The sequence below is a fragment of the Paenibacillus yanchengensis genome (assembly GCF_042684845.1).
Classification (GTDB): Bacteria; Bacillota; Bacilli; order Paenibacillales; family Paenibacillaceae; genus Pristimantibacillus; species Pristimantibacillus yanchengensis.
On sequence record NZ_JBHUMH010000007.1, the window covers coordinates 1 to 16,723 of the forward strand.

Annotated in this window: 12 protein-coding genes; 8 read left to right on the forward strand and 4 right to left on the reverse strand. The window is 37.5% G+C overall.

The annotated features are described in order from the left end of the window. Window positions 1–383 precede the first annotated feature (383 nt). From ACFSTH_RS01250 to ACFSTH_RS01265, 4 genes are all read left to right on the forward strand, one after another. Entirely contained in the window at window positions 384–1,286 is a 903-nt protein-coding gene (locus tag ACFSTH_RS01250) for an ABC transporter permease (protein WP_377775521.1), read from the forward strand. Between the two features lie 56 nt (window positions 1,287–1,342). After that, window positions 1,343–2,899, forward strand: coding sequence for an extracellular solute-binding protein (locus ACFSTH_RS01255; RefSeq protein ID WP_377775523.1), 1,557 nt, complete (start codon window positions 1,343–1,345; stop codon window positions 2,897–2,899). Window positions 2,900–2,987: 88 nt separating this feature from the next. Then, on the forward strand, window positions 2,988–4,121 hold the full coding sequence (locus ACFSTH_RS01260; RefSeq protein ID WP_377775525.1) for a glycoside hydrolase family 88/105 protein: 1,134 nt from the start codon (window positions 2,988–2,990) through the stop codon (window positions 4,119–4,121). Further along, window positions 4,118–5,788 carry a glycoside hydrolase family 43 protein gene (locus tag ACFSTH_RS01265; RefSeq protein ID WP_417629412.1) on the forward strand — a complete coding sequence of 557 codons (1,671 nt, stop codon included), beginning with the start codon at window positions 4,118–4,120 and terminating at the stop codon, window positions 5,786–5,788. Before ACFSTH_RS01260 ends, ACFSTH_RS01265 begins: the two co-directional genes overlap by 4 nt. 634 nt (window positions 5,789–6,422) lie before the next feature. Here ACFSTH_RS01265 and ACFSTH_RS01270 read toward each other — a convergent pair. Further along, window positions 6,423–6,545: a hypothetical protein gene (locus ACFSTH_RS01270; RefSeq protein WP_377775527.1), complete on the reverse strand. Its 123-nt coding sequence runs from the start codon at window positions 6,543–6,545 to the stop codon at window positions 6,423–6,425. A gap of 195 nt (window positions 6,546–6,740) precedes the next feature. On the opposite strand from ACFSTH_RS01270, the gene ACFSTH_RS01275 reads away from it, so the two are divergent. After that, window positions 6,741–7,433, forward strand: coding sequence for a response regulator transcription factor (locus ACFSTH_RS01275; RefSeq protein WP_377775530.1), 693 nt, complete (start codon window positions 6,741–6,743; stop codon window positions 7,431–7,433). After that, a complete protein-coding gene (locus tag ACFSTH_RS01280) occupies window positions 7,411–9,660 on the forward strand; it encodes a HAMP domain-containing sensor histidine kinase (protein ID WP_377775532.1) in 2,250 nt (749 codons plus the stop codon). The genes ACFSTH_RS01275 and ACFSTH_RS01280 overlap by 23 nt, the downstream gene beginning before the upstream one ends. 11 nt (window positions 9,661–9,671) lie before the next feature. Here ACFSTH_RS01280 and ACFSTH_RS01285 read toward each other — a convergent pair whose 3' ends face one another. The 3 genes from ACFSTH_RS01285 to ACFSTH_RS01295 form a co-directional block, all read right to left on the reverse strand. Next, window positions 9,672–10,766 carry a GerAB/ArcD/ProY family transporter gene (locus ACFSTH_RS01285; RefSeq protein WP_377775534.1) on the reverse strand — a complete coding sequence of 365 codons (1,095 nt, stop codon included), beginning with the start codon at window positions 10,764–10,766 and terminating at the stop codon, window positions 9,672–9,674. A 272-nt stretch (window positions 10,767–11,038) separates the two neighbouring features. Beyond that, complete coding sequence (locus ACFSTH_RS01290) at window positions 11,039–12,268, reverse strand: Ger(x)C family spore germination protein (RefSeq protein ID WP_377775536.1); 1,230 nt, start codon at window positions 12,266–12,268, stop codon at window positions 11,039–11,041. Further along, a complete protein-coding gene (locus ACFSTH_RS01295) occupies window positions 12,265–13,716 on the reverse strand; it encodes a spore germination protein (RefSeq protein WP_377775538.1) in 1,452 nt (483 codons plus the stop codon). Before ACFSTH_RS01295 ends, ACFSTH_RS01290 begins: the two co-directional genes overlap by 4 nt. Window positions 13,717–14,092: 376 nt before the next feature. On the opposite strand from ACFSTH_RS01295, the gene ACFSTH_RS01300 reads away from it, so the two are divergent. Both ACFSTH_RS01300 and ACFSTH_RS01305 read left to right on the forward strand, forming a co-directional pair. Then, a complete protein-coding gene (locus tag ACFSTH_RS01300) occupies window positions 14,093–15,343 on the forward strand; it encodes an anaerobic sulfatase maturase (protein ID WP_377775540.1) in 1,251 nt (416 codons plus the stop codon). A gap of 146 nt (window positions 15,344–15,489) precedes the next feature. After that, window positions 15,490–16,524, forward strand: a complete 1,035-nt coding sequence (locus tag ACFSTH_RS01305) for a PTS transporter subunit IIC (protein WP_377775542.1) — start codon at window positions 15,490–15,492, stop codon at window positions 16,522–16,524. Window positions 16,525–16,723 lie beyond the last annotated feature (199 nt).

Consider the following 16,723-nt stretch of genomic DNA (forward strand, 5'->3'; position numbering starts at 1 on the left):
TTTGAATATATACCAGTAATTTACATTTACTTGCTGGTCTATTTTCCTGTTGCCTTTTTAAAGAAAATTGATCCTTGATAATTAAATTTCTAACTGTTTTTCACTTGACATATTACCGCAGGTCTCTTTCCTTTGTCTGTTCTTCTAACATAGCAAAGCAATCTCATTTCGCATATAATCACTAAACACTATCTTTGAATAGGTATGTTATTCGTAAATAAATGACTAATAATCTTTAGCTACAAAAATAATCACTAGCAATGAAAAGCGAGCAAACACAAGCTGTTTTGCTATTTAATAGGTAATGATTATATACGTTATGTTGTGCCACGTCGTATGCTAAGTGACAGATACACCCCAACTACAATAAGGAGGAAGCCTGTATGGAACAACTTAAAAGTGTGTCGCGGAATAAATTATTATATCTAATGATTCTTCCTGGATTTATTTATTTTGTTTTATTTAAATATTTCCCAATGGGCGGTTTAATTATTTCATTCCAAGAATACCAGCCCTTTTTAGGAATTGCAGATAGTCCGTGGGTTGGCTTGAAACATTTTATTCGTTTATTTAATGAACCTACTTTCGGTATGCTATTGCGAAATACGTTAGTGCTATTCGGATTGGAGCTAGTGTTCTTTTTCCCGATTCCGATTATATTGGCATTAATGTTAAATGAAGTTCGCCATCGATTATTTCGAAATACGATACAAACGATGATCTATATTCCCCATTTTATGTCATGGGTTATTATTGTATCAATTTCATATGTATTTTTAACAGTTGATGGTGGTGTTTTAAATGAGATGTTAGCATGGTCAGGCTTTGAAAAAATTAGCTTTTTAACTTCAGCAGAATGGCTACGACCATTATATGTCGCTCAAATTATTTGGAAAGAAGCAGGCTGGTCGACCATTATCTATTTGGCAGCTATTACAGTAGTTGATATGCAGTTATATGAAGCAGCAGAGATTGATGGCGCTAATCGCTTTCGGAAAATATGGCACGTCACGTTACCAGCCATTCGTCCTGTTATCATCACCTTGCTTATATTAAAAATAGGTAATACGTTAGAACTTGGTTTTGAACATATGTACTTACTACTAAACTCACTAAACCGTGAGATAGGAGAAATATTTGATACGTATATATTTACAGCAGGTTTGCAAAATGGCCAGCTTAGCTTCAGTACAACAGTTGGTATGTTTAAAGGACTGGTCGGTTTAGTTTTAGTTATGATTACAAATAAAATAGCTAAAAAACTTGGAGAGGATGGTGTTTACTAAATACTGTTAATTTTTAGTTAATTAGTTTATAATACAATAAGAGGGGGAAATGAATAATGAAAAAGAAATTAATAGGTTCGTTATTTATTATGATGTGTTTCATTGCTGTTTTGGGAGCTTGCAGTAGCAATAAGCCTGTGGAGCAGACGCCAACAAATGTAGAGAAAAATGGAGCAGGGGAAGAACAAGCTACAACAGATCCTACAGAGCTTTCTAAGGAAAAGATTAGTATAAAATGGCTGAATTTACTTCACACCGCTACTCCTCCAACGAATACACTATTAGATAAAATAGAAGAATTTACGAATGTAGATCTGGAGTTTTCTTGGATTCCAGCAGCTTCTCAAGTAGAACGGCTAAATACAGCACTCGCTTCCAACTCTCTTGCTGATTTGGTAACGATTACAATATTAGATAATGCTTCTGTCAGAAATGCGCTAAAAGCGGGAATGTTCTGGGAAGTTAGTAGTTACTTAGATGAATTTCCAAACTTGAAAGCGATTTCTGATGATTTTCGGACTTCCGCTTCAATAGAAGGAAAATTGTACGGTATTCCGTTTCAACAGCCAGTAGCAAGAAATGGCGTTATTATTCGAAAAGATTGGCTAGATAAATTAGACTTGCCTATACCTAAAACGACTGATGAATTGTTTAAAGTGGCAGAAGCTTTTACAAAGCGGGACCCAGATGGTAACAACGTGGATGATACGACTGGTTTCGTCGATAGAAGTGATTTGCATTATGGTGCATTCAAGACATTAGCTTCTTACTTCGGCGCTCCTAGTGTATGGAGTGTTAGCGAAGCGGGAGAAGTCATTCCAGAATTCGAACATCAAGGTTATATCGATGCGATGGATTACATGAAGAAACTATATGAGTCAGGTTATATTAATAAAGATTTTGCCGTGACAACTAAAAATGATCAACAACAAAGCTTTGCACAAGGGAAGTCTGGTATCTATGTCGGGATGCTACTAGATGGTAAAAACCTATCCAATTTGGCAGAAGGATTGCAAGATGATATGGAGCTAGTTTTACTTAATGATATAACATCGACGGGTAATCCAGCAGATCGAGCAATATGGTCAACGTCTAATGGAGTTGGTGGTTTAATTGCATTCCCAAAATCGGAAGTAAAAGATGAAGCAGAATTACGGAGAGTTTTAAAGTTCGTAGATGATTTGATGTCAGAAGAAATGTTTACATTGATGAGTTATGGTGTGGAAGGTGTCCATTTTGAAATGGATGAAAATAAAACAGCGACTATAACGAATACAGATTTATGGATGCAAGAAGTACAGCCGTTAAGTAGTACTAGACCAAGACAATTTGGTTATGGCATTTATGAATCAGATGTATTGCGAGCAGAAGGAGAGCGGCTAATAGCCGAAAATACGGAGTTTGCTGTACTGAATCCAATGTATTCTCTCGAATCGGCAACGCATTCATCTCAAGGTTCTGAATTGATCAAAACTGTTCATGATGCTACTTACAAATATATATTAGGTCAAATTACGATTGAAGATTTCCATCAAGCGGTTGCGAAATGGAGAAAGTCCGGCGGAGATAAAATTATAGCCGAATACGAAGCAGCATATAAAGCAATTAAATAACTCTAATAAATATAAATAGGTAATGCGCCGTAACGCTTGCTAAATTGTAGCAAGCGTTACGATAATATTATGCGGGAGGAATGATAGAATGAAGATGCAATGGGCAGAGAAAACAGCACAAACCATGATGGAGCGAACACCTTTATTACACGTGGGAAAAGCGTATAACGGCAATTGGTCTTACGATTACGGTGTTGTATTAAAAGGATTTGAGCAGTTGTGGTTAACTACAGGGGAACAGCATTACTTGCAATATATAAAGGACAATCTAGATGCTTTCGTTATGGACGATGGTACAATACGGACTTATCACCAAGCAGATTACAATATCGATCATCTAAATACGGGAAAACTGCTATTTCTTTTGTACGATGTGACCGGAGACGAAAAGTATAAACAGGCTGCAACGCAGCTACGTAAACAGTTGCATGAACATCCGCGCACTAGCGAAGGAGCATTTTGGCATAAAAAAAGATATCCCTATCAAATATGGTTGGATGGGCTTTATATGGGGGCACCATTTTATTTGCAATACTTGATAACGTTTGAACCGGAAAATAATTTGGAAGATGTCACGAAACAATTTATTATTTGTGAACGTCATTTGAAAGATGAGAAAACAGGTTTATTGTATCATGCGTGGGATGAAAAACGAGTGCAGCCATGGTGTGATCCGCAAACGGGACATTCTCCCCACTTTTGGGCACGAGCATTAGGTTGGTTTGTGATGGCGGTAGTCGATGTATTGGCTTTGCTGCCAAAGGATCATATGCACTATCCAGAATTACAACGTATTCTCGTTGACACATTAACTGTTTTGAGAAACTATCAAGATGAAAAGTCCGGCGTTTGGTATCAGATCGTTGATGCTGCTGAGCGAAAAGGCAACTACTTAGAAGCATCTGCTTCTAGTATGATTACTTATGCCATTGCTAGAGGATTGCAGCTTGGTTTGTTACCGGCTGATTGGTCGGAGACGTTAAATAAAGCATACACTGGCATAATAGAAGAGTTTATCCTTCTTACTAATAATGGCTGGGTAAACGTAAATAAAACATGTCAAGTAGCGGGATTAGGTGGTCCATCGCAAAGAGATGGGTCCTATGCCTATTATTTAAGTGAACCTATTATTACGAACGATCAAAAAGGAGTGGGTGCTTTTTTACTAGCATCTACAGCATATGAACAAGTACAAAAGGTAGGGGGAGTAGCGTCCAAGTGAAGAACACGTTAACGAATAATAGGATGAGTACGATGCCTGTGATGAATATGATGTCTGCCGATCAAGGGGATGGCACATATAGCAATCCTATACTGCACGCAGATTATTCTGATCTTGACGTTATACAAGTCGGTGATAATTTCTATATGACGGCATCTAGCTTTAGTCATGTGCCGGGGTTGCCGATTCTTCATTCGACAGATCTTGTTAATTGGCAGCTTATTCAGCATGCTATTCCTCGCTTCGACTTTGAAGAATATAACAGACCACAGCATGGAAAAGGAGTCTGGGCACCAGCTATTCGCTTTCACCAGCAGCAATATTGGATATTCTATGGTGACCCGGACAAAGGGATTTTTATGACGACAGCAACAGATCCCGCAGGAGAATGGTCGTCCCTTCATTTAGTGAAAGCTGGTCTAGGGTTAATTGATCCTTGTCCGTTTTGGGATGATGATGGGCAAGCTTATATCGTACACGCTTATGCGCATAGTCGTTGTGGTATTCAGCATCAATTAAATATATGCCGTATGTCACCGGATGGTCGAGAGTTGTTGGATGAAGGGCAAATCGTGTTTGACGGTACGTTGGATCATCCAACGCTAGAAGGACCAAAACTGTATAAACGAAATGGTTATTATTACATATTTGCTCCTGCTGGTGGTGTAGCGACCGGTTGGCAAACGGTGTTGCGTTCTACTTCTATATACGGACCATATGAAGATAAAATAGTATTGCAGCAAGGAGATACAGCGATTAATGGTCCACATCAAGGAGCTTGGGTAGAGCTGGCGAGTGGGGAATCGTGGTTTATGCATTTTCAAGATAAAGGAGTGTATGGACGAATCGTTCATTTGCAGCCGATGACTTGGAAAAACGATTGGCCTGTGATCGGAATTGATTCCAACGAGGATGGTATAGGTGAACCAGTATTACATTACCGAAAGCCTAACGTTAATCGGGAGAGCAAGATGATGGGGCTAGCAACGACGGATGAATTCGATCACTTGCAGTTAGGCTTACAATGGCAATGGCAAGCAAATCCTAGCAAAGCTTGGTTTGATTTTCAAAGAGAAAGCCATTTGCGATTATACTGTTTGACTAATGACGAAGTGACTAATACCGCCATATATACGGCACCAAATTTGTTAATGCAAAAATTTCCTGCCAGTACTTTTACAGCAAGTGTAAAAATGGATGTAACTATGTTGCAATCAGCGGACAAAGTAGGACTCATTGTGTTTGGTCAACAATACTGTTATTTGGCAGTCAGTCGTACCGAACATACAAAAGAACTAGCTATTACACTAGTCGTAGGTGATGACGTAGTAGAAACAACACATTACTCGGTAGTTGATTCTGTTAATGAAGTACTAGAGAAAACACATTATTCGGCAGTTAATTCGACTGATGAAGTACTAGGGACCAGACATTACTTGGTAGTTGATTCTACTGAAGAAATAATATTACAAGTAGCAGTGAGTGAAGGTGGGCTGTGCCGCTTTTCCTATGAATTAGTAGAGGGTGTAGTTCAACACTGCGAATACGCATTTCAAGCGAAGCCGGGACACTGGGTAGGAGCAAAAATCGGGATGTTTGCCCATGCAGAAAGTAATCATAGTAATGTTGGGTTTGTCGATGTCGATTGGTTTCGTGTAACTGTGTAACTATTTTATTATATAATTATGTAGCTATGGAACTATGCAATAAAGTAATTACGTAATTACGTAATCAAGGGTTGCCTACATCTAGTCTATTGTGTCTACATATATCTAGCATTAGCTACATGACACCTAGTGGTAAATGGTTATGAGATAACAATTGATAACATAACATAACGCAACGGGAAGAGGTTTATACGAAATATCGTATGAAAGGTCTTGGAGTGACTGCTGGAGTGGAGGCTTTATATGAAAAAACGTATAAACAGGGCATCTACAGTCGGTTGTAATGAACGGATTGTACGAAAAAACGTATAAAAGGGCAGAAATAGACGTTTTTAGCGAATGCTTTGTATGATAAAACGTACAAAAAGTCGTGCGCAGGTGGTTGGAGCGGGTCAAGTTGGCTAAGTCCGAAATGGCGTTGTAAAAAAGATATCGTTGTGTAGAATATCGTGAAAGTTGGATGGGAAAACATTATGTTTTTCCAGCCAACTTTTTATTTTAGGGACGAATTGAATAACGCCTTAAGGAAATCAAGTGTGAAAGGCTGCAAGTATAAGAGGGAGTAATATAACCTGTTAAATAGAGAACAATGAGATACTTTTGAAAAAAATCATTGCCCAGAAACATATCTTTTTTATCCATTTTCCCAAAACACATCAAGTTCATGAGAAAATAGTATGGATAGACCTTGTACTGTACCGCCAGAAAGGTAAATATTATCATCTGAATTGATTATAAAACTAATTTCTGACTGCACAAAGATTCCTCCGTTTATTTTTTATTCGTTGTATAGATTATAGAATAGTGTAGCTTACTTCGAAATGTTTTGCGAGATTGACTATAATGCATAGTACATCAAAAATTAAGAACTTCTTCATAATTTTACTAGGCAGTTATTCAAATTTATGTCTTATGATAGGAAAGTAAAGGAAGTAGAGGGGCAGGGAAAGCAGTGAGTAATTACAATGTATTAGTGGTGGATGATGAGAAGGAGATTAGGGATGCGATTGAAATCTATTTGAAAAATGAAGGGGTGAACGTATTTAAAGCGGAGGATGGGCAGGAAGCGTTAGAAATTATGGACGAGCACGCGATTCACCTTGTTATTTTAGATGTTATGATGCCTAGATTAGACGGGATAGCGACTACACATAGAATACGTGAAAAAAAGAACATACCTATTATAATATTAAGTGCCAAAAGTGAAGATAGTGATAAAATATTAGGCTTACATATGGGAGCAGATGATTATGTGACCAAACCATTTAACCCGATGGAATTAGTTGCTAGAGTAAAATCGCAGTTACGGCGCTATGTGACACTCGGTACATATGAAGGTGTTTCAAAAGTTATTGATTTGAACGGTTTAACATTGGATAGTTTGGCGAAAGAAGTAACCGTCTACAGGGAACAAGTGAGACTCACTCCAATTGAATATCGAATAGTGGAGCTGCTTATGACCAACGCTGGGCGAGTATTTTCGATTAGTGAAATTTATGAACTAGTGTGGAAAGAACCAAGTTTTAATGCGGAAAACACAGTTGCAGTCCATATTCGAAAGATTCGTGAAAAAATAGAAATCGATCCGAAAAATCCAAAATTTTTAAAGGTGGTGTGGGGCATTGGGTACAAAATGGAAAGGTAGCCTTACGATTATTGCTATAGCTTTATTACTAGCTTACGGTTTAGGTGGTTTATTCACTGTATTTACAACAGCAAGTGGCTTTACGCAAAAAAGCTACTTTCAAACGAATGATTTTCAAAACAAATTGTCACATTATGCGGATCGACTTTATCGCTATGTGTTACAGAATATTTCGGAAGAGGAAGCGATTGGGCTAATCAAAGTTACAGATAATGAAGTTGAAGAGCTACAAAGAAAATATGAGGATACAATGTATTCTTTATTAAGTGAAGAAGAACATATGAAATTACAAATTGCAGCTCAAAATATTAGTGAGGTGGATCACCAAAGGTATTTAGCGGAATTAGAAACAGCTAAAGCAATAGTTCATGAGGAAGAAACGGCAAGGAAAGAAGTTAAAAATAATAAAATAAAGAAAGTTAAAGGATTCTATGAACATAGATACAATAGTGATCGTCAAGCATTTTTGAAGCAAGAAGCGGTATTGGATTATTATTTTACTAACGTGAAAACCAATAAGGTTTATACAAACATGGATATTACGGGGAAAGAACGTAATGATTTGGAAACCTACTTTTATTCGAGTCATCGTTTGTTTTCCACAGAATATATGATGCCTCATCAAATAGATATTACTTATAATATGTCTGATTATATGGTTGAATTAGTAGAAGTCAATGGTGCTGAAGGTGAAATATTCAAAGGATGGTTTGCTGTTCCTGAAACGAATTATCCCTCTAATGAATTTTTGCGAAATTACAAACTGTATAATCAAAAGCAGCTGTTTCTATTCATTTATGTGGGACTGAGTATAGTTGCTATTGGATTAGCGATTTATTTATATAGAAAGCAGTTTAAAAAGGCAATGATAGCTTTGGGAGAGATATCTTTTTTTGGGAAAATACCGCTGGATCTCCGATTGTTACTCATGGTTATTAGTTGTGTGATCATTTTTATACTTGGCCTACTCAATATTAATTCATTTGAACAGTTTTTTTATGATAAGCGTCTTCTGATGTACATTCGGGTTTTAGTGCAGTTAACAGGCTTTGCAGCAGCAGTTATGATTTTTTTATATTTGATAGTGCGCTCGCTAATTATGTCTAATCGGACGAAAAGTGATTTCCTTGAACAATGGCAGCGAAGCATTATGTACTGGCTGATAAGTCGAGCGAAGGATCAATTGCATATGATCAAAAATGCTTTTTATAGTCGTAGTGCAGCTGTTCAATTAATGTTACTTCTGCTTATATTTTTTGCGCTTGGACTGATTTTTATTGCAATAATAGCGGGCTATGATGGTGATATGGCTGTGTTTTATTTTGTATGTTATATGGCGTTAACCGTGTTGGTAGGATTACCTATCACTATTGCAATGTTTAAGCAATTAGCTTATTTAAGTAAACTGGTGCAAGTGACGCAAGCATGGACGGATGGCAATTGGAATGAGGAACTTCCCGAAAAAGGAAGATCCGTTTTGAAAAAGCTAGCGACTTCGATTAATACGTTAAAAAGCGGTGTAAAATCGTTACAATTTGAGCAAGTGAAAAGTGAACGCTTAAAGACGGAGCTAATAACGAATGTTAGTCACGATTTGCGGACTCCACTAACTTCGATTATTACGTATACAGAATTGTTAAAAAGAGATAATTTGTCGGAGCAAGAACAAGCAGATTATGTGGAAATTATTGATCGTAAGTCAAAACGGTTGAAGGTGTTAATTGATGATTTGTTCGAAGTATCTAAAATGGCTAGTGGTAATGTTGAACTGCACCTAGAGAAAGTCGATGTTGTTCAATTATTGCAGCAGGCATTAGCGGAGCATAATGAAATTATTCAAGAAGCTGGATTGCAAATGCGGCTATCTATTAATGAAAAGCCATTGTATTCGATTGTGGATGGCAAAAAAATGTGGCGAGTGTTTGATAATTTAATAGAAAATATGGTCAAGTATAGCTTGGAAAAAACGCGAGCCTATATTTCGATAACAAGTGTTGGTGATAGTATTAGTATTGTTTTTAAAAATATATCAAAGTATGAGTTAAATGATAGCGCTGAGGAGTTATTCGAACGATTCAAACGAGGAGATGATTCTCGGCAAACAGATGGATCGGGTCTGGGACTGGCTATTGCCCAATCCATCGTTGATCTTCATGAAGGAAGCCTAGAGCTTGATGTAGATGGAGATTTATTTAAAGTAACGATAGTATTACGGCTGCATTCGTAGATTGTAATGTATTATTTTGGTAAGGGAGATTGTTGTTTGCGAAAATGAAGTAACCACAATAGAAAAAGAAACGATAATCCCAATAGTAACGCATAATACACCCATGATGTTCGTAAAAAAAGAAACATAAATGTCGTTGAGGGTGCAATTGCATCAGCTAAAGCTATTGCTATGAGCGATAACGGAAGCAATAATGGTTTAGGGCTGGTTAAGTTAAGAGTAGAAGCTAGCCCTTCAGCAGTAATGAATAGAAGTAAAGACATTTTGAAGAAAATGGTAGTGTACAGTATGATTGTAAACAATCCATCGAATCTTTCATAAAAATCGCTGATGCTAATAGTACGTACGGCAAAGTAACTAGCAAAATTAACATTTGCAATAACTGTAGGGCTTAATACAGCTATGATTAGGAAAGTTACTAGTAAAAAAATGATTCCAGTTAAAGCAGATGCTTTGATAATCGCTTTTTTCCACACTTGATTGTCTTTAACGTGTGGCAATAAAAATAGAAACAACACACTGTCTATATATGGAAAGCTAAGTAGCGGAAATGATGCTGTAACGATGGGTTTAAAGCCATATTCTAATACTGGTAATACATTTGAAAAACTTGCAATAGGTAATAAAGAGACCATCAAAAAAGTAAAAAAGACAAGTATGATGAAAAAAAGAATTTCTGCCGTTCGTCCAATAACATTTAAGGTGTAATGTAATACGTAAATAATTGGTATTAATATTAGTGCATATAATGCTGTGGACGGTGTTGCAGGCATAATAGAGGTTGTTATAAAATTTCCAAGAAAATACAGACTGATCAAAAAATTTAAATAGGGAAAAACAATAACAAAAATAGCTAATAGAATTTTACCTGCCCATTTGCCTAGTTTGCTTTGTAAGTAGTCGCCAAGTGGTTGCTTTTGTAAATATTTGCTTACTAAAAATAATAAAGGTAACGTCAAAAAGTGCAAGCACATTCCAAGGATAACGGATAGCCAAGCATCTTGCTTGGCTATCGATACTAAGGAATTAGGTAGTACCGATGTGGCTGTACCAAGATAATAAAAAGAGAACAACATCATTGCTTGTCTTCCAGTTAGTTTACTCATATCCATTCATCTCCCGTTATTGGATCGCTATTTTTAGTTTAAAATAGTTGAGAAAAGTAGTTTTGAATAGGTGATAGTAATGTTTCGATCATAACAAGGGGGCTGAACATCTTCACTCCTAACCATTTTAAGAAACAGAGTATGAACCCCAGAACAAAGAGAAGTAAACTAATTGTAAAGTCCCGCCATTTTTTTTTATGAAACAGTTGTTTCCATTGATATAGTGCAGCAATAGTTGCAATAAGAAGCAGGAATAGTATCATCGCTAGTATTTACCTTTCTTTGTCTGGTTCTTTATCGATCGGATTGATGATTTTACCAACTTTATTTAGTTTATAATCTAAATCGATTTGCACGGGTAGTTGTTTAAATACATCATCCCATTGTTCTTTCCAAATATTCCATTGTTTCGGGTGGTTTCTGTGGAAAGCTTCACCAAATCCGAATATATCGACTCCGAATTTGCGTTGTACTGTTTTAATTCCTTTCTCGATCATTGTTTGAAATGTTTCTCTAGCTGTCTGTTCCATTTGTTCATATTCATTTGGATCTTGCATATTAATCGTACATTGTACTTCATTAATCGTTCCTTCAATTAGCATTTTTAAAGTTATGCTAGGTTTATTATTTTCTACATTAGTGATTATTTTAGTGTTAGCCTCCGTTACTTCAATAGCGATAAACCCACCAGAATTTGGACATTTGCTTACTCCTACTGTACTTGTAACCTTATTTACAATATAGGTATAAGCTTTACTGTCTGATTCATTCAACCAACCTAACAATTTTTCTTCTTTAAAAACACCTAATCCCTCATATTTGTACTCTCCGTAAGCAAGAGGATTTTGAACGTTTTGCATCGTCTTGCTTTTTTCCAAATTTCCAATAATACTTACACCCGTAAGAACAGGTTCTTTACCATCTTGCATTAACGTCTGTAGTAAAGTGATGACATTAATCGCTGCTGTCGGAGCCCACGTTTTTTCCGAAACAATTAATGATTTATCAATATCCATAGCAGGCAGCACTTCTGTTGGTGTCACTATTGCCAAAATGTCTCTTGCTGTATTTTTTTTAGCAACAGCAATATAAAAATCGGGACGTACTTCATGATCGCGAAACATTAAGTCCATTGCATTTTTGATACCTTCTTTAGCCGTTTTTTCATCGAAAACAAGGAGACGTAAATGTGAAAAATAAAGCCTGCGTGATGTTTTGGTTGTTAATTTGCGAACAGCTTCAAAGACAGTTGATGCTCGCTCAGAGATGGTAACCGCTGGTGAACGGTTCGCTGTTCGATTTCTTGACATTTGGGATGGATCAACAAATTGGACAGAAACTTGATATTGATCCTCCACTTTATCAATCCCCATAGCTAGTACTACAGATATTTCACTCAATTCCATTCTGTTCCAACAGCCTGTTGTTATAGTAAGCAAGAGAATTAATAAGCAAGCAAGTGCGCCAAAACGAATAGAGAATATGCTCGTCCGATTCATCATTTAGGCTCCTTCTTCGTCTTGTTATGATAGGGTAACCGAAGTAAGGCATCGCTTTGTTGTCGCTTCAAATAAGGAGCTACTGGTGCTGTATAAGGAAAACCAAATGTTTGTAAACTGGTCAAATGGATAATAAGGATTAACATACCGATCGTTAAACCATAAAATCCGAACATGGCAGCTAAACCCATAAAACCAAAACGCACTAATCGTAGTGCCAATGATAAAGTGTAAGAAGGAATAACGAAGCTAGAAATAGCTGTAATGGCAACAACAATAACCATAACTGCCGATACCATACCTGCTTCAACAGCCGCTTGCCCGATTACTATCGTACCAACGATGGAAACTGCTTGCCCGATGGTTCGAGGCATTCGAATACCAGCTTCTCGCAATATTTCAAACGCAACTTCCATAAGTAATGCTTCTAAAAAAGCTGGAAAGGGTACTCCTTCTCGTTGAGCAGCTAAACTTAATAACAATTGCGTGGGCAACATATCTTGATGAAATGTAGTGAGTGATATGTAAATGGATGGTGCTAAAATACAAATAATCATTGCCAAATATCGTAATAAACGAATCGCATTACTATAAATGAATGGCTGGTAATTATCTTCTGCGGCATGCAAAAAATCAGTGAAAAAAGCAGGAGCTAATAACACAAACGGCGTGCCATCAATGAAAATAGCTACTTTACCATCCAAAATGCCAGCGGCGATTGTATCAGGACGATCGGAATTATAACAAGTTGGAAAAAAAGTCCATTGTTTTTTTTGTGTTAACAACTCTTCGATGTATTGTCCTTCTAAAACACGATCAATAGTAAGTTGTTGCAATTGTTCCGTTAATTGCTGAACAAGCTTTTCGTCTGCCAAATGTTGTATGTACATGAGCGATACATCTGTTTTGGTTAATTTTCCAACTTTGATTGTATTTACTCTGAGCCTAGTATCTTTTGTAATTCGTCTCACTAATGTGCGATTAATTGCAATCGATTCTGTAAATGCGTTTTGCGGGCCACGCACAGCTGATTGTGTTTGTGAATCGGTTACACTGCGATCTTCCCAACCAGGCAGAGGAATTAATATACCTTCGCTTATATCATCTATGACCAGCAGAGCTGACCCCGTAATAATGTGATCCATAGATTGCATAATTGATGATTCATAGACTACTTCGGTTACATTAAGAATTGAATGCTTGATGCTAGCGCTAGTAATCTTTGTTTCATCGGACTGCTCCAAAAGTGGCGTAATAACATATTGTTGCAAATCTTGTTTATTAATCATCCCATCCAAATAATAAAGGATAGCTTGTGATTGTTTTGGCAATTGTAATTCCCGCATACAAAAATCAGAACTGGGTCCCATAAAATATTGGATCATATCTTTGTTTTCACGTAGAGAAGTAGAGAATGAGACATCGAGAACGTGATCGTTTGAATTATTCATGGAAGTTCCTCCTTTCAAAAATATTGTTCCCAATATTCGCTAAATCATGTGAAAGAAAGAATTTTTGTTTGTTATATCTTTGATTCGTCGTTATTCTGGGAAGCTACAAGCCACTTGTTTTTAAAATGCTGTGCTAAAATAATGTCTTGATAAATAAGGAAGGCTCCAGCTTACGTTTTCGGCAATAATCGAAATAGGCTCATTGGTGAATTCCAGCAATTCTTTTACATGCAATAAACGGATGTGTTGATGTATTGAATCGGAGTCATACCCGTATGCTGATGAAAGAGTGAAATAATATAATGCGGATGAACTTTCTCACTGCCTCAGACTGTGAAGCGTAGTACGCTTTTGGAGAGGGGAAGGGTGAGGAAGGATGGCAACTAGCGTAGCAAGAAAGCAAGAACATATTAGTGTCATGTGGAAAACGGTTTCGGAAGCATGTAATTTGGCATGCGATTATTGTTACTATAGTACTTGTGGTGGTAAGCCAGGGAAACAGATCGAAAAAATTGCCGATCACGTGCTTGAAAAATTTATAAAAGAGTATATGTCGCTAACGAATGGAATCGCTTCCTTTGCATGGCAAGGAGGCGAACCGTTACTTGCCGGGTATGAATTCTTTACTAAAGTGGTGGAATTGCAACAAAAGTATGCTCCTAAAAATACAATGATCAGTAATGCGTTGCAAACGAATGGCACACTTATTACCGAGCGCTGGGCTAAATTTTTTAAACAATATCATTTTTTGATCGGTGTAAGTATTGATGGACCAGAAGCAATCCATGATAGCCGCCGCGTCGATGCAGTGCAGCAAGGTAGCTTTGAACGAGTGATGAAAGGAATCAACCATTTGCGCAAGCAGCAAGTGGAATTTAATATATTGACCGTTATCCATAAAGATAATGTGCATCGTGTAAAGGAATTGTTTGATTTTTATAAGGAACAGCAAATTGTCTATATACAATTTATTCCGTGTATGTCGTTTCAGTCGCAGCAAATAGATCAACCGGGCTCTTATGAAATTACGCCAGAAGAGTATGGCAATTTTTTATGTGAAGCATTTGATCATTGGTACAACGATGGACAGCCTGTTCATTCGGAGCGAATGTTCGATCATTTGCTGAGTGTATATGCTCATCGAGAAGGTGGGCTTTGTGTACAGAGTAAATCCTGTCCGAAAACGATTATTTTGGAACAAAATGGCGATGCTTACCCCTGTGATTTTTTTATTCACGATGATTGGAAAATCGGGAATGTCGGCGAAGATGCATTGGTAGACATATTGAACGATCCACTATATGCAACTTTTCTACAGCAAAAGCCAACATTGCCAGAAGCGTGCCAGACATGCCCGTGGTTATCACTTTGTTATGGTGGTTGCCCACGTAATCGTAACTGGGATCAGGCGAGTGGCAATAATACAACGGATTATTTTTGTACTAGCTATCAGCAATTGTTTGGTTACGCACATGAGCGATTACAAAAATTGGGAGATGGCGTTCGACAGCAGTTGTATCAACAAGGAATTCGGCACTATTATAAAGGAAAAGCACCTGGTCGTAATGATCTTTGTGCATGTGGTAGCGGTCGGAAATATAAAGTATGTTGTCTTCCTGTAGAATAATAGAGACGGAGAATAAATGAATTTATCGATTAGCATAGTAATACTGGCAAAACATCGTATAATATAACTGTCATTATGAAAATTCGTGCGTGGAGGCACTACAATATAATGATAGTTATTTTTTTTATGATGGGGGTATAAAAGAGATGCGGGCATTTCTAGACCGAAAAGGAGTTAAGCCATCAGCTAAAGCTTATTTAATTGATGCGATGAGCTATATGGCGTTGGGATTATTTTCTTCTTTAATTATCGGCTTAATTATTCGCACCGTTGGCGAGCAAATGGGTTGGTCTGTCTTTGTCGAGATAGGTCAATTGGCGATAGAATTGATGGGGCCAGCGATTGGAGTGGCAATTGCATATGGGTTAGGTGCGCCACCGCTCGTTATATTTGCAGCGATAGCTACGGGAGCAGCGGGAGCTTTGTTCGGTGGACCAGCGGGTAGTTACATAGCGGCACTTATATCCGTTGAAGTAGGCAAGTTAGTTAGTAAAGAAACGAAAGTAGATATTATAGTTACGCCGTTTACGACGATTATTAGTGGTTTTTTCATTGCGAAGTTTGTGGGACCCGGTATATCGAAAATGATGACTACCTTAGGTAGTTGGATTGTGTGGGCAACTGATCAAAAACCGATATTGATGGGCATTATTGTGGCAACTTTAATGGGATTAGCTTTGACGGCACCTATTTCTAGCGCAGCAATCGCGTTAATGCTTGATTTGAGCGGACTTGCCGCTGGTGCAGCAGCGATTGGTTGTAGTGCGCAAATGATTGGTTTTGCGGTGAGCAGTTATCGCGATAACAAGATAGGTGGTTTATTAGCCATCGGCATAGGTACATCGATGCTACAAGTTCCGAACATTATTCGCAATCCGTTAATTTTAATACCGCCGACGATAGCTGGAGCTATAATCGCACCAATCGGAGTGACTGTCTGGCAAATGACGAACAATGCGGCTGGAGCTGGTATGGGGACGAGTGGTTTTGTCGGACAAATTATGACGTTTACAACGATGGGTTTTTCCGTATCCGTCCTGATCAAAGTTTTGGTATTACATATTGTGGCACCTGCATTACTGAGCATTATCATCTCTGAATGGATGCGTCATCGTGGTTGGATTAAGCCAGGGCAAATGAAAATCTTCACTGGTGAAACGAAGTTAGCTGGATCAAAGTAAGTTGGAAATTGAAAAATGGCTTAAATTTTATTGTAATAATTGTAATGTATATGACTACTCGTATGTATTTTTGCTTTGATCGTGTATCCCCTTTGCTCAGTCGGAATAAATAATGGAAAATAATCTATTAATACCTAATTTTGCTTACTGAGCCAAAGGGATACGCTTATAAAGACATAAAACGAAGAGTATAAGCAGC